Consider the following 19,400-nt stretch of genomic DNA (forward strand, 5'->3'; position numbering starts at 1 on the left):
TTTAGTGATGTCAGGTGTTTATTTTAGATAAGAGCGCAGCAAATGACCGACTTCTGCCATTCTGACGGCCCGCTGATCGGCGGTGGTTTCGCCTGTCACCAGCTCATCTTTGAGGTGAATTTCAACCATCTCGCCCATCAACCCGTTAGCCGCCCCGCGCACCGCGGCGATTTGCTGCAGGATGGCGAGACAGGGTTCGCCGGACTCGAGCGCCCGCTCCAGGGCATCGACCTGCCCGCGAATGCGGCGCACGCGCGTCAGGACACGTTTTTTATCTTCAGGTGAATGTGGCATGGAAGGGGCTCCTGGATACTGTAGGGGGGTATGGTATGCGATCTGCTACAGCGATGTAAACCGTGATATCTGCGCAGCCCGGTAAAGGTGACGTCCCACTGGCTTACCCAACTTTGCGCTTTCTTACTTTATCGCTCGAATAAATATCAAAGCGGCATGTCATCATGTTGGCAAATACCACCACGACGACGTTGCGACACGTCCGGATAATGAAAAAGGCCTGCACCACTATGATCAAACTTACCCCAGCCCTCCTTCTTGCGGGAAGCGTTCTCCTCGCGGGCTGTGATATGGAGCTCTCGCAGGAAGCGAAATCCAAAGTTGAAGAGACGACCCAGGAGGCGAATGCCTCGGTTGAAGCGTTAACCAACTCCGTGAACAGCGAAATGGAAAAAGCTAAACAGAGTGCCCTCGCCTCTGGGCTATCGGAAGAGACGAACAAGCAAATCGACAGCGTTAAGCAGAAAGCCGAGGAGATCGGCAATATGAAAGTCTCCGAACTGCTCAGTTTTGGTGGCGATAACGACGCGGAAAGTGAATCTGAAGAGAACTGATCCCGGTTAATGCTAAACGCCAGTCCGACTAGCTGCGGACTGGCTTACCTGCTTCGTCCTGACCGACCTCATACCGGCTTAATATTCTGATTCATCCGGAACAGATTTGTCGGATCGTATTTACTCTTCAGCTCCACCAGCCGGTTCCAGGTCGCCCCGTATGCAAAGGCGATGCGGTCGGTCTCCTCCTGGGTGAGGAAGTTGATATAGGCCCCGCTGCTGGCAAACGGCTGCGATCTGGCGAAGAACTCCCGCGCCCAGGCGATGCAGCGCTCATCCTCGGCGGCGGTTTCCCAGCGCCCGTGTACGTTCATCACGTAGTTCGCGTCACGGCTGGAGTAGGCCATGGCCTCGGGCGCGACGCGGGTCGTCTGACCGCCAATGGTTCCGATGAATATTTCACAGTGCGGGGACGGTAGCCTGGCCGCGTATTCGATGATGGCATCGATCACGCCGTCGCTGATTTGCGCGAAGTTGTGCGACTTCCAGTAGTTGCGCGCCCCTTTCGCCAGCAGCGGATCGAAGGCCTGCTGCCAGGCGGTATAAGGCTGCACGCCGACGTGCTCGCCCAGCACCGTACCGAACTCGCGCAGCGGCGCGATAATCCTCTCACCCTCTTCCGGATCGCCCACATAGCACAGGGCCAGCGCGATCATCTCCCTGCCGTGAACCTCTGCGGGCAGGAACGGCAGCGGCGGCGCCTTGCGCGTCACCATCCAGACGTTGAGCTCCTCCGGCATGGTCTCGGTGAAGCGGGCAAACTGCGAGATCACCGATTTGGCCTGCTCAAACGGGAAGACGATCAGCCCGCTCAGCACCTCCGGCCCGACGGGATGGAGCTGAAAATCAAAGCGCGTCACCACTCCAAAGTTGCCGCCGCCCCCGCGCAGCCCCCAAAAGAGATCCGCATTTTCCGATTCGCTGGCGTTCAGCTGCCGGCCGTCTGCCGTAATGACTTCGGCCGAGAGCAGGTTATCGATGGTCATCCCGTATTTGCGACTCAGCCAGCCGAACCCGCCGCCGAGCGTCAGGCCGGCCACCCCGGTGGTCGAATTGATGCCCAGCGGCGTGGCGAGACCATGAGCCTGCACCACCCGATCAAAGTCGGCAAGGGTGCAACCGGGCCCGACGCTGGCGGTACGGGTGGTCACGTCTACCTGCACGTCCTTCATCAGCGAGAGGTCGATCATCAGGCCGTCGTCGCAGACGGCGTTGCCGGCGATGTTATGCCCGCCCCCGCGGATCGAAATGAGCAGATTGTGCGTGCGGCCAAACTGGATGGCCTGCATCACATCTTCCGTTGACGTACAGCGTGCGATTAACGCGGGTTTGCGGTCGATCATGGCGTTCCAGATCTGGCGCACCTCGTCGTAGCCGGCATCGTCCGGAAGAAGCACTTCCCCCTGGAAGTGCGTTTTAAACTCGTCAATATTGTCCTTCATGATTGTCACCTGGCGTTGTTTAACCCTACTAATTATGGTGGTTTTTATGCACCCTGGCAGGTTAATTCACCCTCCCCTGTGTGGCCCTAAGCTAAACATTTTCAGCATAACCTTAAGGCAGCGCCTGCGCGGATCGACCAGACTTAACCTTTTTGTTTATAAGGATGCCACGCGATGAGACGTCTGGTTATGTCGATCTTCTCCAGCCCGGAGTCGTTACTGCAGGTGATGAGTCAGCAGGAAATTATTGAAGCCGTCGAGGACGGGGACCGCATTATTATCGATCAGGACGGTAACGCCTCGGTCAATTACAAAAGCAAAGAGGTGCGACAGGACTTTCTGCGCCATGTTAACGCGCTGAAGAGGGCCTGATATGGGAACGGCGATATTTATGGTGCTGATGGTGAGCGGATACTGGTACACCAGTCGCGACCTCTCCACCCGGTTTAAAATTAAGCGCTCCTTCGGCTGGGACGTCTATTTTCTGGTCGCGCTGTACGGCTGTATCTTTGTATTGCAGGGCGTAATCGCCACCGGCCTGCTCTGGTTGCTGCTGCTCGGGCTTTCGTATGCTGCCAATACGTTCCACTTAACCGCCCAGGACAACGCTAACTGGCAAGTGGATTTTATGAACTGGAGCTTTCTGGGCATCCAGGCGCCGGTGGTGGTGATGCTGGCCTTTGCCATCCTGTTTTGTCTCTATCGCTCTAACTGGGCAGGCAGCGCCAGGCTGGACGGCGAAGGCCGGAAACAGCTTTATAAGCGCCTGTCGCAATCCAGCGGTATCGAACAGCTGCTTTACCAGTGTATGGAGGAAGGCGAACTGGCGCTGGTGACCCTGAAGTCGCGGCGAATTTATGTCGGCATGATCCATACCGCGACCCTTGAATATGAAAAGACCGCCAATATCGTGCTGATCCCGATGCTCAGCGGCTATCGTGACGGTACGACGCTGAATCTGTGCATTGAGCATAACTACAGCAAGTGGTATGCCGAACATGATATTACCCTCGATTCACAGCCCAGAAGCGCAATGGCCTTCCGCAAGGTGATTATGCTGGATCAAATTGAAAGTCTTTCACTCTTCGATCCCGCCAGCGCCAGCGCGCTGGATCTGGAGCAGCGTTCGGAGAAAAGTGACTGATCGGTTCGCCGATCATGAAGATGGCTCATGTTGTAGTGAAATTTAGTCGCTTTCACTCGTTCCGGGGCTCTGGCATAAAAGATGCATTAACGTATCAGCAACATAAAGATTGAAATGAGATAGCTTCAGTCCTTATGCCAGAGCTCAGGAAGTGAGATAACGATGAATAAAGACTTCACCTTTACGATTAAGCGCAGTCGTTTCGATGAGAATTATAACCCCTCAGAAAACACGCGTATTACCACCAACTTTGCCAATCTGGCCCGCGGCGACAACCGTCAGCAGAACCTGCGTAATACGTTAGCGATGATCGACAACCGATTCAACGCCTTAGCGCACTGGGATAACCCTAAAGGCGATCGTTATACTGTCGAGCTGGACATTATCTCTGTCGAGATGAATATTGATGCGGAAGATAATCGCTTTACCTTCCCGGCAATTGAAATATTAAAAACCAACATCATTGATAAACTCACCAACGAGCGTATTGAAGGCATTGTCGGGAATAACTTCTCTTCCTATGTCCGGGATTATGATTTCAGCGTGTTACTGCCGGATCATAATAAGCATCAGACAGCGTTCAGCATTCCGGCGGATTTTGGCGCGTTACACGGCAATATCTTCAAACATTTTGTTAATTCGACCGAGTATCAGCAGAACTTTAACAAGCCGCCGGTGATCTGCCTCAGCGTATCCAATAAAAACGTCTATCAGCGCATCGGGAATGAACATCCGGTTTTAGGCTTCGAATACCAGCAGCAGGGTTCGTCGTTAACGGAAGCGTACTTCAAAAAAATGGGCCTGCAGGTTCGCTATTTTATGCCGCCAAACAGCGCCGCGCCGCTGGCGTTTTATTTCATCGGCGATTTACTGAGCGACTACAGCTTTATTGAGCTGATCGGCACCATCAGTACGATGGAGACGTTCCAGAAAATCTACCGTCCTGAGATTTACAACGCTAACTCGGTCGCCGGGCAACACTATCAACCCAGCCTGACGAACCAGGATCACTCCTTGACCAAAATTGTTTACGATCGCGAAGAGCGTAGCCAGTTAGCGATTGAGCAGGGAAAGTTTACTGAGAAACACTTCATCAAACCGTACAAGAATATTCTTGAGCAATGGTCTGCTCAGTACGCGCGTTGATTAATTAAAACAATAAGGTCACCTGTTATGAAAACATTGCTCCCCACGTCTACTGCCGGCAGCTTGCCGAAACCGTCCTGGCTTGCCCAACCGGAGACCCTGTGGTCTCCCTGGAAGCTGGAGAATGAGGAATTACTCGCCGGTAAGCAGGATGCGCTGCGTTTATCCCTCGACGATCAACTGCGGGCCGGCATTGATATCGTCAGCGACGGTGAGCAAACGCGTCAGCACTTCGTCACCACCTTTATTGAGCACCTCAGCGGCGTCGATTTTGCGAAGCGCGAAGTGGTTAAAATCCGTAATCGCTATGATGCCAGCGTGCCGACCGTCGTGGGTGCCGTGGCTCGCCAGAAGCCGGTGTTCGTTGAAGATGCCAGATATTTACGCCAGCTCACCACGCAGCCGATCAAATGGGCGTTGCCGGGCCCGATGACGATGATCGACACCCTCTATGACAACCACTACAAAAGCCGCGAAAAGCTGGCCTGGGAGTTCGCCAAAATTCTCAACCAGGAAGCCAGAGAGCTAGAGGCGGCAGGGGTGGATATTATCCAGTTTGATGAACCCGCCTTTAATGTGTTCTTCGATGAGGTGAATGACTGGGGGATCGCCGCGTTAGAAAGAGCCATTGAAGGGCTGAAATGCGAAACGGCGGTACACATCTGTTATGGCTATGGCATCAAAGCCAATACCGACTGGAAAAAGACGCTGGGCTCAGAGTGGCGGCAGTATGAAGAGGCGTTCCCTAAACTGCAAACCTCCAGCATCGATATCATCTCGCTGGAGTGCCATAACTCGCGCGTGCCGATGGATCTGCTGGAGCTGATCCGCGGTAAAAAAGTGATGGTTGGCGCCATCGATGTAGCCACCAATACCATCGAGACGCCAGAAGAAGTAGCCAGTACCTTACGCAAAGCGCTGCAGTTCGTTGATGCTGACAAGCTCTACCCTTCGACCAACTGTGGGATGGCGCCGTTATCCCGCCAGGTTGCCAACGGCAAGCTCAACGCGTTAAGCGCGGGGGCGGAGATTATCCGCAGAGAACTGGCGACAAAATAAGGTCCGCCACAGGGCAACCGTTGCAGTATCCGGGCCGGGCAAGCGAAGCGCTCCCGGCCTTCCCTTTCTGGCCCACTTAGATTTCAAGTGCAGCAAGGATAGCGGCTTCCATCTTCTCCGGGGTGGAGATCGGTGCAAAACGCTTCAGCGGTTTGCCGTCGCGCCCCACCAGGAACTTTGTGAAGTTCCACTTGATCCGCCCACCCAGCACGCCGGGCAACTCCTCTTTCAGATAGCGAAATACCGGGTGCGTAGCCGCGCCGTTGACCTCTACTTTCTCGAACATCGGGAAGCTCACACCGTAGTTGATATGGCAGGTCTGCGAAATATCGTCGGCACCGCCGGGCTCCTGTTTACCGAACTGGTTACAGGGGAAACCCAGCACCACCAGCCCCCGATCGGCATACTTTTTATAGAGCTTTTCAAGGCCGGCGTATTGGGGTGTGAAGCCACAATGGCTGGCAGTGTTCACCACCAGAACCAGCTTACCTGCATAGTCGGCCATAGAGACGAGCTGGCCGCGCAGGCTGGTGGCAGAAAGTTGATGAAAGGTCGTCATGTCGGAAACCTCAAAGCATTACCTTTTTCAGGACTTCTGAATTATAGGATCTGGACTTTAACACGTCTGCTTCTGGCGCGAAGCGAACAAAAAGCAAGGTTATCAGGTCCATCATGAGTGAGGAGCGGATATTCCAGAGCATTTTCTCGACAGGAAAACACCCGCAGATTGCACAATCTACTTTTATTATCTGACATATTTAACATTTAACATTTTCTTTCCTCCTGTATAAGGATAGGCTACTCTCATAAATGCGTTCGCGACCAAAACGGTTCGGGACCTGTACCCTTGCTTAATTTATGACAAACTTAGTCTGATATACGATTGCTTAATAAGGATGAAAAATGAAAAAAACAATCCCGGAATATACCACTGTTGATTTATCCCGTTGGGCAAGGAAGGAGCATTTTGAGGTATTTCAGTCGTTTGCTCAAAGTACAATTAACCAAACTGTTAATTTAGATATTACCGTGCTGCTAAAACATATTAAAGAGGTGGGCTGGAAATTTTACCCCACTATGATTTCCCTTCTTTCTAAAATTGCAAACAGCCATCCGGAATTTCGTATGGCCATGAAGAACAATGAGCTTGTCATTTGGAATGAAGTTCATCCAAGCTATACCATTTTCCATAATGAAACGGAGACGTTCTCATCATTATGGAGCCCGTACGATGGCAATATTCAAAACTTCCAGACGGTTTATTCCGAAGACGTTGCACGCTATGGTAATAATCTTTCTTATTGGCCTAAGGGCGAATCTCCGGAAAATATATTTTTCGTCTCGTCTATTCCATGGGGAAGTTTTACCAGTTTTAATATTAACGTGGCTAACATGCAGAACTTTTTTGCCCCTATGTTCACGTTTGGAAAATATTTCAACCAGGATGGGAAAGTACTGCTGCCTGTCGCCGTTCAGGTCCATCACTCCGTGTGCGATGGTTTCCATGTGGCAAGACTCTTCAATGAATTGCAGGCGTTGTGTGATGACTTACCGCACCTTTCAGAGGGGCGCAATGCCTGATGCGCCAGTCGTCTTGATATCTCCTTTTACAGGGAGTGGGCAGCATCGATAGCCGTCATGTCTGCTCTACTGATTTACGCTCAGGCGCAAAGCGGCCTGCAATGGCCGCCCGAGACTCCCGCTCCACTACCAGGTCGTAGCCTGCATATCAATGACAAAGCGGTACTTAACGTCTCCCTTAAGCATACGGGCAAAGGCAGCCTCGATGTCCTCGCCACCGATCGTTTCAATATCAGCGGTAATATTGTGTTCGCCGCAGAAGTTCAACATCTCCTGCGTTTCCTGAATGCTGCCAATCGACGAACCGCTGATGCTTAAACGCCGGAACACCATGGGCGTAATATTCGGCGAGTTGTGCGGCTGGTCCGGAATGCCTACCAACACCAGGCGGCCATTGGTTTTCAGCATTGCCAGATAGGGATCCAGATCGTGCGGTGCCGCTACGCAGTCAATGATAAAATCCAGCGAGGTCTGGCAGGCAGCCATTTGCGCGGCATAGCGCGATACCACCACCTGTTTTGCCCCCAGACGAAGAGCATCTTTACCCTTCTCCGGGGTGGTCGTAAACAGCGTCACTTCCGCCCCCATCGCACTGGCAAGCTTCACTGCCATATGGCCTAACCCCCCCAGCCCCACAACACCCACACGGTTGCCTGCTTTGACGTTGAAATGGCGCAGCGGCGACCAGACAGTGACGCCGGCACACAACAGCGGTGCAACCCCGGCAAGCGGCAGGTTTTGCGGTACCGAAACCACAAAATGCTGATCGACAATCACGCTCTGCGCATAGCCGCCGCGGGTTCTTTCGCCGGTATATTTATCAATACCGTTGTAGGTAGCGGTAAACCCCGCCTCACAGTACTGCTCTTCGTGCTGCTTGCAGAAATGGCACTCGCGGCAGGCGTCGACCATCACGCCCACTCCAACGATATCACCGGGTTTAAAACGGGTGGCCTCGTCCCCAACCTCCACGACTCGCCCGACAATCTCATGCCCTGGCACCAGCGGATACTGGCTAACCGCCCATTCGTTACGCGCCATATGGAGATCGGAGTGGCACACGCCGCAGAAGAGGATCTCGATTTTGACATCCTGCTTTTGTAACGCGCGCAGCGAAATCTGGCCTGATGTTAAGGGTTGTGCCGCGTCATGGGCGACTAATGCGTTGATTTTCATCTTACCTCAGGAATGTGCTGGTTCTGGCTAACTCAAGGGGGCAGACTATAGTCAACAGGGTTCCATATTGATAGTAGTCACCATTTGGTGACCATAAGCAGAGGACATAACAATGCCTGCCTGGGTCGAGGGTAAACTCTTTTTCTACGCGGATTCGCCGCCGCGCCGCCTGATGGAGCTCTTTTCAGTGAAATGGAGCACAATGGTGCTGCATGCGCTGTATCACTGGCCGGATGAACGCGCCCGTACCGGTGAGTTACAGCGTAGCCTGCAGGGGATTTCCAAAAAAATGCTGTTCCAGACGCTCAAAGAGCTGGAGCAGCGAGGATTGATTGCCCGCCATGTGTATGACGTGGTCCCACCAAAAGTCGATTACCGCCTGACCCCACTCGGCAGAACCTTTGCCGAACCCATTGAGCAAATGTACCAGTGGGGGTTGGAAAATCAGTCCGCACTGGATCAAATGGAAGCCTGTTATCAGGCGGCGTCGTTCAGTTAACGGGCTGAATTCTCAAATGTTCCTCCTGAAAGCGCGATATTCATCACATTATGCCAGGCTTTATATGCACCACCACAAGGTGACGATAACGCGGCCTGCTGCGCCAGACTAAAGGGATGACTCATTTGAAAAATGCTAAATACACAATGCCTTTACGCGAGGAAGGGTTCATTGGTCTGGGAGATTATGCCGCGATCGGCGAGGGCCGCTCCGTTGCGCTCATCGCCCCGGATGGCTCGATTGACTGGTGGAGCGCGCCCAATCTTGATTCCCCGCCCCTTTTCGATCGGCTGCTTGACCCAACCATCGGCGGTTTTTTCAGCCTGACGCCCGCGGTTGACTATACCGTCTCCCGCGCCTATCGCGAGGACAGCAATGTGCTGGAAACCCGCTTTGAGACGGAGGACGGCACGGTGCTGTTAACCGAATCGATTAACAGCACGCTGGCGGGGCGTCTGCCCTGGAGTGAGCTGGCGCGGCGGCTTGAGGGCGTGCGCGGCACCGTGCCTTTCAGGCTCCATTTGCGGTTTGGGACGATGGTCGAAACGCGATCGCCCTGGCGATCGGATACCTTTAAGGGCAGCGTTTACCATATCGGCGACCTGATGGCGATGCTGCACACCAGTGAAAACGTCGTCATTACGCATGCTGATGACGAAGAGATCGAAGCGGAGATCACCCTTAAAAAGGGCAGCCGGGAGGTTGTCGCCCTGCTCGTGACCCAGAGTGAACCGCTGGCCGTGCCGGACATTCAGGCGATTGATAACCGCATCGAAACCAGCCATGCTGCCTGGCAGGACTGGGTGCAGGGGCTTAAATATGATGGCCTCTATAAAGATCACGTCATTCGCTCCGCGCTGGCGCTGAAGTTCCTCTGGTATTCGCCAACCGGCGCGCTGGCCGCGGCCGCGACCACCTCTCTGCCGGAAGGGATCGGTGGAAAGAAAAATTACGACTACCGCTTTGCCTGGGTGAGAGATGCCTGCCTGATTATCAAAGCCTTTACCTATCTGGGTACCCTCGAAGAGTGTAAAGCGGCCTTTTCCTGGCTGTCGAAAACCATCATCAGGCACGGCCCGGAGATGCAGGCCTGCTACACCCTCGAAGGCGAGCTGGTCCCGGAAGAGCGGTATGCAGAACTCCAGGGCTACCGGGATTCGCAGCCGGTACGGGTAGGTAATAATGCCCGCAACCAGCGCCAGCTGAGCATGTATGCCGATATGCTTGGGGTGGCAAAACTGTTTGTCGAAGCGGGCCATATTCTGGATACGGGCACCTCGCGTTTCCTCGGACACCTTGCCAATCAGTGTGCTGACCGCTGGCGCATGAAGGACTCGGGGATCTGGGAGCTGCCGGAAGAGCGCCATTACACCCACTCCAAAATGTCCTGCTGGCTGGCGCTGGACTGCGCCGTGGTGCTGGCGGAGCACAGCCATATCGAACCTACCTGGAAGGCGCGCTGGGAACGCGAGCGGGACCGGATCCGCGACTGGGTGGAAAAGCACTGCTGGTCTGAAGCCCATCAGTCCTACTGCTTCTACGTTGGCGACGGCGGGCAGCTGGACGCCTCGCTGGCGCTGGTTTCACGCTACGGCGTGAAGGTGAATCCGAAGCGCATGAAGCTGACCTATCAGGCTATCCACCAGCAGCTGGGCCATAACAGCGCGATGGTCTATCGCTACAGCGGCGTTGAGCAGGAGGAAAGCACCTTCATCGCCTGCTCATTCTGGCTGGCAGAGGCCTGGGCATCGATGGGCGAGCCGGCGGCTGCCGCAGAGAGCATGGATGAAATACTTAAGACGCTGTGCCACCGCGGCAACGTGGAAACCTTCAATGAGATGTTTGATACCCGAACCGGCGAGTGGGTCGGCAACATGCCCCAGGGCCTGAGCCATCTCGCGCTGATCTGCGCGGCGCAGGCTATCAGCGAGCATCAACGGGAGAAGAAATAATATCCTCAGGCGCGGCCCGCCCGGATAACCATCAGGATGCCGAGCAGCACGGCGCACATCGACAGCAACATGCGCAGGCTGAACGTTTCGCCCAGCAGTGCCACGCCACCCAGGGTGGCAAGGCACGGAACACTCAGCTGAACCGTGCTTGCGGTCATGGCTTTCATCCTCGGCAGCAGCGTATACCACAGGGCATAGGCCGCGCCTGAGGCCAGCGCCCCGGACGTTATGGCTAACAACAGTCCGGGCGCGCTGGTAACTCGTTCCACCGACGGTAAAAGAGAGAGAATGAGGGTGAAAGGCACGGCCAGTATAAAATTCCCCGTCGTTGCCGGTATCGCCTCCGGCATGCTTTTCCCTTTCACCGAATAGTAGGCCCAGGCCAGCCCGGAGCCGATCATCATCAGCGCACTGGTCGGTTCCGGGGCATGCGCGCCGGGGAGCAGGAGCAGCACCGTTCCTGCCACCGCCAGAAACAGCCCCGCCCCCTTCAGTACACCGACCTTTTCTCCCTGCCGCCAGCCATAGATAACCATTGCCGTCTGAACGGTGCCGAACAGCAACAGCGCCCCGGTTCCGGTATCGATCCGGAGATAGGACCAGGACATCGCCAGGACATACAGCGTCAGGGCCAGGCCGCTGTGCCAGTCATAATGTATTTTCGATGCCGGCTTTTTTCTGACGCTCATCAGAATAACCAGGAACAGGGCTCCGCTGACGATCCGCACATCGCTGAAGGTCGCCGGATCGATGTATCCGCCGGTCAGCGCCACCCTGCACAGGACGGAGTTCGCGGCAAACGCCAGCATGGTAAGTATTATTTTTCCTGTCATATCGTCTCTCATAAGTGAAACCTGCCCGAAGCCCTTCAGCTATGCCCCCTATCCTATACTTAAGCAAACCTTCGGAGGTGACTATGTGTGGACGTTTCGCCCAGGCCCAGACCCGGGAAGAGTACCTTGCCTTTCTTGCCGATGAAGCGGATTGCAACATCCCCTACGATCCGGAACCTATCGGGCGCTATAACGTCGCGCCCGGCACCAAAGTCTTACTGCTCAGCGAGCGCGAGGACCAGTTGCATCTCGACCCCGTCTTCTGGGGTTACGCTCCCGGCTGGTGGGACAAGCCACCGCTGATCAATGCCCGGCAGGAGACCGCCGCCAGCAGTCGGATGTTTAAACCGTTGTGGCACCATGGCCGGGCAATTGTCTTTGCCGACGGCTGGTTCGAGTGGAAAAAAGAGGGGGATAAAAAGCAGCCTTACTTTCTCTATCGCGCCGACGGGCAACCTATTTTTATGGCAGCCATCGGCAGCACGCCGTTTGAACGCGGGGATGAGGCTGAAGGATTTCTGATCGTTACCGCCGCGGCGGATAAAGGGCTGGTGGATATCCACGACCGACGTCCGCTGGTGTTAACGCCAGAGGCGGCGCGGGAATGGCTGCGCGAAACGGTGAGCGGGCAAGAGGCAGAAGAGATCGCGCAGGCCGGTGCAGTCCCCGCGGACGAATTCCACTGGCATGCCGTGACCCGGGCGGTGGGAAATGTAAGAAACCAGGGGCCAGAATTAATTGAGAACATCGGTGAGGTGTAAAATAACGTCAATGGCATTGACAGCTATTATTTCTTGAACTTACTAACACCCAAAAAATATAAAAAATGTCGTAAGCGAAGCGGCAAAATAATATCCAGGAGGGCCTGAATCAGGCCCCCGCTTTACACTTAAACAACCTGTTTTGGCCAGCGTCTCCTTTTTGGGAGTGGCACGCATGAGTGGGTAGTGAGTCGGGTTCCACAGACGGAACAAACAGCACCATGAGGTTGGGTTTGCGCTGGACTAAACGTGGTAAAACGAAATCGCTTACTTGTGCAAACCGGGCACTCAAATTTTAGGTTGGGAATAGCCCCTCCGGGCAGGTGAGTAGAACGACCACCATAACGTAAATATCAATCGACCAGGGATATATCGTTTAAAAAACTTCCTTTTTGCCTGGATTTCTTTCGTATATCCAGAATGTTTCAGCGATAAAGATTTATCTCACCCGCAATAAATCAGAAAAACGCGTGGTATATCGGGGAGATAGCATCTCTCTTTTCATTTGCCATTGCTGTTCGATGCCCTGCCCCGCACTATCTTGCCGCCATGACCTACCAATAGCCGAAGTGTCCAGAAGGTTCCCGCCCCTTGATCTTTGCTACCGACATACAATACTGTATATAAACACAGTAAATTTAGCGGTAAGCATAATGCTGTTTTTCATTTCTACCGGGTTACACCAGATCGTGGCATTGCGTATGTTCAGTGATTTTAGTCCCTGCGCTTTACCAGGCCCCGCACAGACCGATGTCGTGAAAATCTGGAGCTGATCATGTTTGCACTCTGCGATGTGAACTCTTTCTATGCTTCCTGCGAAACTGTTTTTCGCCCGGACCTGAAGGGCCGGCCAGTCGTCGTTTTATCAAATAACGACGGTTGTGTTATCGCACGTTCTGCAGAAGCGAAACCCTTTGTGAAAATGGGTGAGCCATATTTCAAACAAAAAGATCTCTTCAGGCATCATGGGGTGGTTTGCTTCAGTAGCAATTATGAACTCTACGCAGATATGTCCAACCGGGTGATGACCACGCTTGAAGAGATGTCTCCCCGCTGCGAAAGATACTCAATTGACGAGCTTTTTTGTGACCTTACAGGTATACGTAACTGTCGCGATCTTACCGAGTTTGGCCGTGAAATCAGAGCCACTGTTTTACAGCGCACGCATCTGACCGTTGGGGTAGGAATTGCACAGACTAAAACCCTGGCGAAGCTGGCGAATCATGCGGCAAAACGATGGCAGCGCCAGACCGGAGGCGTGGTTGATTTATCGGATGTGGCTCGTCAGAGAAAACTGATGGCAGTGCTGCCCATTGAAGATGTGTGGGGTGTGGGTCGACGCCTGACAAAAAAGCTTGAAAGTATGGGTATCAAAACAGTATTACAGCTGGCAGATACCGATATAGGGTTCATCAGAAAAAACTTCAGCGTCGTGCTTGAGAGAACGGTCCGTGAATTACGCGGTCAACCCTGCCTTGAGCTGGAAGAGTTCCCGTCCGTAAAGCAGGAGATTATCTGTTCTCGGTCATTCGGCAGCCGCATCACAGAATATGAAGAGATGCGCGAGGCCATCTGTAGTTATGCGACCCGGGCAGCAGAGAAACTACGTAATGAACATCAGCATTGTCGATTTATATCGGTATTTGTTAAAACCTCTCCGTTCACAATTAACGAACCGTATTACGGTAATAGCGCATCGGTAACGCTGCTCACTCCGACCCAGGACAGCAGAGATATCATCGGCGCTGCTACCCACTGTCTGGATGTAATCTGGAAAAACGGACATCGATATCAGAAAGCGGGCGTCATGCTGGGAGATTTTTATAGCCAGGGCGTCGCACAACTTAATCTGTTTGACGAAAACCCACCCCGTAAAAATAGCCAGAAACTGATGAATGTCCTGGATTATCTGAACGCTAAAAACGGGCATGGGACGCTTTATTTTGCCGGACAAGGGATCCAGCAACAATGGCAGATGAAGCGGGAAATGCTCTCCCCGCGATATACCACCCGATATGCTGACCTCCCCATCGTTAAGTGAGACAGGTAGCTCTTCATGGCTGAACGGATTAATTAAGCAAACACTAATGAGGGGGCTGTGCCCCCTCTGATTTCACATTAACACGATACTCGACCGACTTTCCCTGTCGTAGTCAGCAGCCATTGTCCAGTGGAGGCAGGGATAAACGCTGACTGCCCGACGTGAAGCAAAAGGCTCTCGCCGCTGGCATGGCTTAATGTCGCGGCACCCTCAATCACTAACACAATTTCAGCGCTGGATGTCATTATCATTTGATTGTCCACCGCAGTGAAAATACTGAAGCGGAAATCCTCAACCGGAACAGGATAGCGCGCTTCTGCGGCATGCTGCTCCGGTAACATACGCAGCGAGGCTGCCGCGGTCGGTGTGAAGTTGGTGCACTGAATCAACTCGTCCAGATTGATCTTCTTCGGGGTGAGTCCAGCGCGTAGCACGTTGTCGGAACTGGCCATCACCTCAATTGCCGTGCCGTGAACATATGCATGCAATGTACCCGGATAAAGAAACATCGCTTCGCCGGGTTGCAGAGTAATACAGTTGAGGAACAGCGGTGCCAGCACGCCAGTATCATCCGGATAGTGTTGCTGTAAGCGCCGGAAAATCCCGCCAGTCACCTCACCGTAAAGCGCCTCTCCCCGCGCGACCGCCTGCGTGATGGCCTGCGTTTTGAGGGCGGGAGGGAGTTGCATTATGGCGGTGAAGAATGTGCGTAATCCTTCACCGTCCGGCTGTGCGAGCAGACTTGTGGCAATGATCTTTAGCTCGGGGATATCCAGGGCAGCCAGGTTCGCGGCAATCGTTTTCGCATCACGAAAGCCGTTCATCGCCACAAATGGGGTGATGGCGTAGACCAGCTCCGGTTTGTGGTTCGCGTCGTTATAATCCGGCACCTCACCATCTTTCAACTGCTGCACGCGCGCAAACCCACGTTCAGCCTGCGTTTTAGTGGGGTGAACCTGAATGGACAACGCCCTTTCAGCGGCAAGGATTTTCAGCAAAAAGGGTAAGTCTTTAAAACGCTTATGCGTTACCTCGCCAAGCATTGACACTGGCTCTGAAGCCAGTAAATCAGAGAGCGCCACCATTCCCTGCGCGTTTTTCACATATGAAATCCCTGCCGGATGAACCCCCATCCACAGTTCGGCCTGCGGTTGATCGTCCGGGTTCAGAATGTTGAAACGCTGATTTAGCGCGTGTCGGCTTCCCCAGGGATAATTTTTTACTACATTGGTAAGCGGATAAAAACAGGCCCGACTCATGATGGCGTGTCCTCGCTGCTGAATTGATTGCTCAACGCCAGCTCCCGGAACCACAGCGCATTACGCTTAATGCAGCGCTCACCCGTTCCCAGATCCAGACGATAAAATCCGTAGCGGCGCTTGAAGGCGTTTATCCACGACCAGTTATCGATAAACGTCCACTGGTGAACACCAAAGCAGTTTGCTCCATCGCGAATGGCGTGGTGGAGTTGCACCAGATGTTCTTTCATTAACCTGATGCGGAAACTGTCATCAATGACACCGTCGGCTTGTACCGGACCTTCTGATTCCAGATCCATCGCGATACCAATCTCAGCGAGATACCACTTAATATTGCCGTAATTGTCGCGAATATTGCGGGCAATATCGTAGATAGCAACGGGAAGGATTTCATTATTATCGCGGTAAGGGTTAAAGCGTCCGTTCGGATCAACATAGTTCTCGAAGTAATATTCCGGGGAGAAGTAGTCGAGCGTGTAAGCTGATTCTCGCGCCTGAACGCGGCGTGGTACGTAATAGTTCACGCCGAGAAAATCAATTCTGGAGTCGGTAATCAGACGCACGTCTTCCGGGGCCGCCTCTGGCAGACAGTGGTGAAACGCCAGAAGCTCGCACAGCTCTTTTGGGAACTGGTGTTTAACCAGGGGATCAAGGAAGCTGCGGTTAAACAGCAGGTCGGCATACCAGGCCGCCTTTATATCTTCCGCTGAATCACTACGTGTGTAGGTCGGTGTCAGATTCAGTACCACGCCAATTTCGCCGCTCTCTGCTCGCTCACGGAACACCTGCACCGCTTTCGCATGGGCCAGCATAATATTAAAGGCGACCTGTACCGCCAGCTTCCCGTCTTTTTTACACGGATAGTGGAAGTCATACAAATACCCACCTTCCACCGGGACAATCGGCTCGTTGAAGGTGATCCAGTATTTCACTTTGTGGCCGAACAAAGAGAAAGCGGTACGTGCGAAACGGGCAAACAATTCCGCCACATGCGCAGATTCAAAGCCACCATATTTTTTCTGCAGTATCTCTGGCATATCAAAGTGATACAGGTTGACCATCGGCTCGATACCGTTGGCGATCATCTCATCGAGATAGTCGTTATAGAAGCGAACGGCATCGGCGTTCGGCTCTCCGGATTCAAAGTCGTCGATCAGGCGTGACCACTGGATAGAGGTCCGGAAAGAGTTAAACCCTGTCTGCTTCATCAGGGCGACATCTTCTTTATATTTGGTGTAAGTCTCGCAAACACGTTGGGGACCTGTTTGCTGATAAAAACGCTGGGGTTCTTCAGAAAACCAGCTATCCCATATTGAACAATGCTGTTTACCTGCCGTGCCTTCCGTTTGTGGGCCAGATGCTGCTGCACCCCATAAAAAACCGTTCGGGAATGAATACCGGGTCATGACGCCTCCGTTAATAAAAAAACCGCGCCCGATGGACGCGGTCAAAAACACTACTCTGCGTATACTTCGATAGATTTGATAAACATGTAGCCCCAGTCGCCGGCGAAACGACCAAAATCGATGCTGTTTTTACCGGCTTTCAGCGTCACCGGGATCGCCAGTTGCTGGCCTTTTTCGTCGGTCTGTGGGAACTCAATAGCAACTGGCGCACCGCTGTTCACCACGAAAGAGTTCTTTTTACCGCCCCACTTACCGCTAAAAGTGACGCGCAGGGTATATTGCCCCTCCCAGGGCACGTTAACCTGCCAGCTCACCTTATCCCCCTCATTGGCAAAGGGGCCAAGGAAGCCATCGTCATCAATGGCGAGGGCATTTTCTTTACTCTTCACCACGTGCAGTTTGCCTTTGTCCACTTCCAGCACACCTCCGGCAAAGTGGCAGTAATCCGCGGGAACTTCTCCCAGCGCCTTTTTTACCGTGACACTGGCAGTTTTACTGCTTTTCAACAGGCCATCGTCGGCTGTAAAGGTCAGCGCATACTCACCCGGCGCGGAGAACCATGCTCGGGTGTGCGCTTTCGTCGCATCGCAGAAATGTACGTTCGCATTTTCCCCGCTCTCCCAACCAACTTTTACCTCGCGGTCCGGCAGGTTGTCGTCCATCCATGCCGCCTGCAACCACACGCCTTTATCCAGTGTGGCCGTCAGGGCATCTTCGAGGGTGACCACCGGAGCCTGGTTCTGCTGCGTGTGTTTCACACCGATCACGTTGGACGGCGAGGAGGCTCCACTCTCGTTTTTAGCAGTGACGCGGTAGTAGTAGGTTTTCCCCAGTTGCAAACTGCGGTAATCATCGCGGAACAGATCCATGGTTGCCGGGTTCCACTCATTTACTCCGTCTGAGATGTTCTCTCCAACCCGCGTCCATGGACCGGTCTCCGCCTCAGCACGTTCAACGTCATAGCTACGTCCGACGGCTGCGCCCATCCAGTTGATGGCGAACGGTGAATCGGTCCCGCGCAGTACTGGTGCGTCAGGAACCGGCAACGGCGGAACCTTACTCAGGCCTGCCATCTGCGCCGAGGCTTTTCGCACCAAATCCACGACCTCCATCTCCTGGTTAGCTTTCCCTTCAACAGGGAAACCTGGCAGGTGGTAGCTGTAGTGGCCGGTATGCTCCTTGTGCCAGTAGAAGCCCCCCTCATGGCGATGCCCACGGAAGCCCCAGATGAATCCCCCGACTGCCTGCGCGCCACTGAACTCGCTATGAACAATTGACTGCATAATGTCGTTGAGTTGCGTATGGTCAAGCAGGCCAAATTCCCCGACCAGATAGGCTTTCTTACCGCCAATAGCGGTCAGGTCTTTACGCACCTGATCGGGATGATTGTTATCGGCATTGGTGTAGTAATGATTGCTGACGATATCGACGTTCGGATCGCTTAACGCAAATTCGTTAATCTTCTTGTAGGTACCATCAACGATCAGCTGATTTGGCGCCCATTTGCGGATCCACGCCGCCGTCTCATGCAGGAACGCGGCATTGGTGTCCTCCAGTTCGTTGCCTGTTTCCCAGGCCATGATCGCCTTCTCATCAGAATAAGCACGCCCCGTCACGGTGTTCGTACGGGTGATAACCTGGCGGATAACGTCCTGATAGGCTCTGTAGGTTTTGCTGTCGGTGCGGTAAAAATCTTCTGGCTTTTCATTGTAGAAGGCCGCAAGTTGCTCACGTCCTCCCCACCACCACCAGTGATCGATAAAAGGTAAAATCAGGCGTAACCCCTGTTTGTCGGCTTCGGCGATCATGTTGTCATAGACCTTCATCGCTTTTTCATTAAGCCGAGGCATACCATCCGTGCTTTGCGGGGCCAGGATGTGCGTTTCGCGTTCACAGGCAGTATCGTTTTCCTGTTGAACGGAGAGCACATAAACACGCTGCGCTTTCGCCCCTGTTGCCACCATGGCTTTGATCCAGTTCGCCTGTTCTTCCGGCGTCGGCCATTTGAAATATTGCCCCCAGCCGCGCGGGTCAGCTTTACAGACACCGCGGGCATCATCTTCGATGCGATGCAGTTCCGGTGCGTGAATGCCAGCAAAACGGAAGGTCGTTTCACCGTCCATTAGCTTCGCGCCATCACGCGTAATGAAGTGCTCGAAATGCGACTGTTCTGCCGCCATCGCTCCCGCGCAGCCCAGCGCAGAGAGCAGTGAAACTAACAATATTTTTTGGATAGGTTGAATCATTTTATTC

Annotated in this window: 18 protein-coding genes and 1 pseudogene; 10 read left to right on the forward strand and 9 right to left on the reverse strand. The window is 53.6% G+C overall.

Going from position 1 to position 19,400, the window contains the following annotated elements; translation table 11 throughout:
• Positions 1-18: 18 nt before the first annotated feature.
• Positions 19-294, reverse strand: coding sequence for a metal/formaldehyde-sensitive transcriptional repressor (locus ACP4QI_RS11510; protein ID WP_032610935.1), 276 nt, complete (start codon positions 292-294; stop codon positions 19-21).
• A gap of 290 nt (positions 295-584) precedes the next feature.
• On the opposite strand from ACP4QI_RS11510, the gene ACP4QI_RS11515 reads away from it, so the two are divergent.
• A complete protein-coding gene (locus ACP4QI_RS11515) occupies positions 585-848 on the forward strand; it encodes a hypothetical protein (RefSeq protein ID WP_426494590.1) in 264 nt (87 codons plus the stop codon).
• A 68-nt stretch (positions 849-916) separates the two neighbouring features.
• Here ACP4QI_RS11515 and ACP4QI_RS11520 read toward each other — a convergent pair whose 3' ends face one another.
• The gene (locus ACP4QI_RS11520) at positions 917-2,290 is read right to left on the reverse strand and encodes an FAD-binding oxidoreductase (protein ID WP_156263866.1); all 1,374 of its coding nucleotides are present in this window, start codon (positions 2,288-2,290) and stop codon (positions 917-919) included.
• A 174-nt stretch (positions 2,291-2,464) separates the two neighbouring features.
• Here ACP4QI_RS11520 and ACP4QI_RS11525 point away from each other — a divergent pair, with 174 nt between their 5' ends.
• The 4 genes from ACP4QI_RS11525 (at position 2,465) to ACP4QI_RS11540 (ending at position 5,639) form a co-directional block, all read left to right on the forward strand.
• Positions 2,465-2,662 carry a hypothetical protein gene (locus tag ACP4QI_RS11525; protein WP_142489601.1) on the forward strand — a complete coding sequence of 66 codons (198 nt, stop codon included), beginning with the start codon at positions 2,465-2,467 and terminating at the stop codon, positions 2,660-2,662.
• A gap of 1 nt (position 2,663) precedes the next feature.
• Positions 2,664-3,434, forward strand: coding sequence for a hypothetical protein (locus ACP4QI_RS11530; RefSeq protein ID WP_142489602.1), 771 nt, complete (start codon positions 2,664-2,666; stop codon positions 3,432-3,434).
• 162 nt (positions 3,435-3,596) lie between these two features.
• Positions 3,597-4,580 (forward strand): DUF1852 domain-containing protein, encoded by a 984-nt coding sequence (locus ACP4QI_RS11535; protein ID WP_426494589.1) that lies wholly within the window; start codon positions 3,597-3,599, stop codon positions 4,578-4,580.
• Positions 4,581-4,607: 27 nt separating this feature from the next.
• A complete protein-coding gene (locus tag ACP4QI_RS11540) occupies positions 4,608-5,639 on the forward strand; it encodes a methionine synthase (protein ID WP_285128691.1) in 1,032 nt (343 codons plus the stop codon).
• A 76-nt stretch (positions 5,640-5,715) separates the two neighbouring features.
• On the opposite strand, the gene ACP4QI_RS11545 is transcribed toward ACP4QI_RS11540, so the two are convergent.
• On the reverse strand, positions 5,716-6,198 hold the full coding sequence (locus tag ACP4QI_RS11545) for a glutathione peroxidase (RefSeq protein WP_285111800.1): 483 nt from the start codon (positions 6,196-6,198) through the stop codon (positions 5,716-5,718).
• Positions 6,199-6,542: 344 nt separating this feature from the next.
• Here ACP4QI_RS11545 and catA point away from each other — a divergent pair, with 344 nt between their 5' ends.
• On the forward strand, positions 6,543-7,220 hold the full coding sequence (gene catA / locus ACP4QI_RS11550; protein WP_285128690.1) for a type A chloramphenicol O-acetyltransferase: 678 nt from the start codon (positions 6,543-6,545) through the stop codon (positions 7,218-7,220).
• Between the two features lie 126 nt (positions 7,221-7,346).
• Here the strand turns inward: catA and ACP4QI_RS11555 are convergent, their stop codons facing one another.
• On the reverse strand, positions 7,347-8,396 hold the full coding sequence (locus tag ACP4QI_RS11555; protein ID WP_426494588.1) for an NAD(P)-dependent alcohol dehydrogenase: 1,050 nt from the start codon (positions 8,394-8,396) through the stop codon (positions 7,347-7,349).
• A 112-nt stretch (positions 8,397-8,508) separates the two neighbouring features.
• Here ACP4QI_RS11555 and ACP4QI_RS11560 point away from each other — a divergent pair, with 112 nt between their 5' ends.
• Both ACP4QI_RS11560 and ACP4QI_RS11565 read left to right on the forward strand, forming a co-directional pair.
• Entirely contained in the window at positions 8,509-8,895 is a 387-nt protein-coding gene (locus ACP4QI_RS11560; RefSeq protein WP_231312265.1) for a winged helix-turn-helix transcriptional regulator, read from the forward strand.
• A 146-nt stretch (positions 8,896-9,041) separates the two neighbouring features.
• A complete protein-coding gene (locus ACP4QI_RS11565; protein WP_426494587.1) occupies positions 9,042-10,847 on the forward strand; it encodes a glycoside hydrolase family 15 protein in 1,806 nt (601 codons plus the stop codon).
• Positions 10,848-10,852: 5 nt separating this feature from the next.
• Here ACP4QI_RS11565 and ACP4QI_RS11570 read toward each other — a convergent pair whose 3' ends face one another.
• Positions 10,853-11,680, reverse strand: a complete 828-nt coding sequence (locus ACP4QI_RS11570; protein ID WP_426494586.1) for a DMT family transporter — start codon at positions 11,678-11,680, stop codon at positions 10,853-10,855.
• Positions 11,681-11,763: 83 nt separating this feature from the next.
• On the opposite strand from ACP4QI_RS11570, the gene ACP4QI_RS11575 reads away from it, so the two are divergent.
• Positions 11,764-12,441, forward strand: a complete 678-nt coding sequence (locus ACP4QI_RS11575; protein WP_426494585.1) for an SOS response-associated peptidase — start codon at positions 11,764-11,766, stop codon at positions 12,439-12,441.
• 439 nt (positions 12,442-12,880) lie between these two features.
• Here ACP4QI_RS11575 and ACP4QI_RS11580 read toward each other — a convergent pair.
• Positions 12,881-12,976, reverse strand: a pseudogene (locus tag ACP4QI_RS11580) (DUF4113 domain-containing protein); the annotation flags it as partial.
• Between the two features lie 240 nt (positions 12,977-13,216).
• Here ACP4QI_RS11580 and ACP4QI_RS11585 point away from each other — a divergent pair.
• Complete coding sequence (locus ACP4QI_RS11585; protein WP_426494584.1) at positions 13,217-14,482, forward strand: Y-family DNA polymerase; 1,266 nt, start codon at positions 13,217-13,219, stop codon at positions 14,480-14,482.
• A 77-nt stretch (positions 14,483-14,559) separates the two neighbouring features.
• Here ACP4QI_RS11585 and manA read toward each other — a convergent pair whose 3' ends face one another.
• From manA to ACP4QI_RS11600, 3 genes are read right to left on the reverse strand one after another with little or no spacing between them, the layout of a single operon-like run.
• Positions 14,560-15,741, reverse strand: a complete 1,182-nt coding sequence (gene manA, locus ACP4QI_RS11590) for a mannose-6-phosphate isomerase, class I (protein ID WP_426494583.1) — start codon at positions 15,739-15,741, stop codon at positions 14,560-14,562.
• On the reverse strand, positions 15,738-17,147 hold the full coding sequence (locus ACP4QI_RS11595; RefSeq protein WP_426494582.1) for a glycoside hydrolase family 1 protein: 1,410 nt from the start codon (positions 17,145-17,147) through the stop codon (positions 15,738-15,740). The genes manA and ACP4QI_RS11595 overlap by 4 nt, the downstream gene beginning before the upstream one ends.
• 50 nt (positions 17,148-17,197) lie before the next feature.
• Complete coding sequence (locus tag ACP4QI_RS11600) at positions 17,198-19,393, reverse strand: CBM35 domain-containing protein (protein ID WP_426494581.1); 2,196 nt, start codon at positions 19,391-19,393, stop codon at positions 17,198-17,200.
• Positions 19,394-19,400 lie beyond the last annotated feature (7 nt).

Source organism: Leclercia sp. TB492, from assembly GCF_049974505.2.
Classification (GTDB): Bacteria; Pseudomonadota; Gammaproteobacteria; order Enterobacterales; family Enterobacteriaceae; genus Enterobacter; species Enterobacter adecarboxylatus_C.

Bases quoted from the DNA above. Each gene is read 5' to 3' on its own strand.
- ACP4QI_RS11555 (WP_426494588.1), bottom strand. From the start codon at position 8,396: ATGAAAATCAACGCATTAGTCGCCCATGACGCGGCACAACCCTTAACA.
- ACP4QI_RS11525 (WP_142489601.1), top strand. From the start codon at position 2,465: ATGAGACGTCTGGTTATGTCGATCTTCTCCAGCCCGGAGTCGTTACTG.
- ACP4QI_RS11515 (WP_426494590.1), top strand. From the start codon at position 585: ATGGAGCTCTCGCAGGAAGCGAAATCCAAAGTTGAAGAGACGACCCAG.
- ACP4QI_RS11545 (WP_285111800.1), bottom strand. From the start codon at position 6,198: ATGACGACCTTTCATCAACTTTCTGCCACCAGCCTGCGCGGCCAGCTC.
- ACP4QI_RS11565 (WP_426494587.1), top strand. From the start codon at position 9,042: ATGCCTTTACGCGAGGAAGGGTTCATTGGTCTGGGAGATTATGCCGCG.
- ACP4QI_RS11560 (WP_231312265.1), top strand. From the start codon at position 8,509: ATGCCTGCCTGGGTCGAGGGTAAACTCTTTTTCTACGCGGATTCGCCG.
- ACP4QI_RS11575 (WP_426494585.1), top strand. From the start codon at position 11,764: ATGTGTGGACGTTTCGCCCAGGCCCAGACCCGGGAAGAGTACCTTGCC.
- catA (WP_285128690.1), top strand. From the start codon at position 6,543: ATGAAAAAAACAATCCCGGAATATACCACTGTTGATTTATCCCGTTGG.
- ACP4QI_RS11510 (WP_032610935.1), bottom strand. From the start codon at position 294: ATGCCACATTCACCTGAAGATAAAAAACGTGTCCTGACGCGCGTGCGC.
- ACP4QI_RS11595 (WP_426494582.1), bottom strand. From the start codon at position 17,147: ATGACCCGGTATTCATTCCCGAACGGTTTTTTATGGGGTGCAGCAGCA.
- ACP4QI_RS11600 (WP_426494581.1), bottom strand. From the start codon at position 19,393: ATGATTCAACCTATCCAAAAAATATTGTTAGTTTCACTGCTCTCTGCG.
- ACP4QI_RS11530 (WP_142489602.1), top strand. From the start codon at position 2,664: ATGGGAACGGCGATATTTATGGTGCTGATGGTGAGCGGATACTGGTAC.
- ACP4QI_RS11585 (WP_426494584.1), top strand. From the start codon at position 13,217: ATGTTTGCACTCTGCGATGTGAACTCTTTCTATGCTTCCTGCGAAACT.
- ACP4QI_RS11520 (WP_156263866.1), bottom strand. From the start codon at position 2,290: ATGAAGGACAATATTGACGAGTTTAAAACGCACTTCCAGGGGGAAGTG.
- manA (WP_426494583.1), bottom strand. From the start codon at position 15,741: ATGAGTCGGGCCTGTTTTTATCCGCTTACCAATGTAGTAAAAAATTAT.
- ACP4QI_RS11570 (WP_426494586.1), bottom strand. From the start codon at position 11,680: ATGACAGGAAAAATAATACTTACCATGCTGGCGTTTGCCGCGAACTCC.
- ACP4QI_RS11535 (WP_426494589.1), top strand. From the start codon at position 3,597: ATGAATAAAGACTTCACCTTTACGATTAAGCGCAGTCGTTTCGATGAG.
- ACP4QI_RS11540 (WP_285128691.1), top strand. From the start codon at position 4,608: ATGAAAACATTGCTCCCCACGTCTACTGCCGGCAGCTTGCCGAAACCG.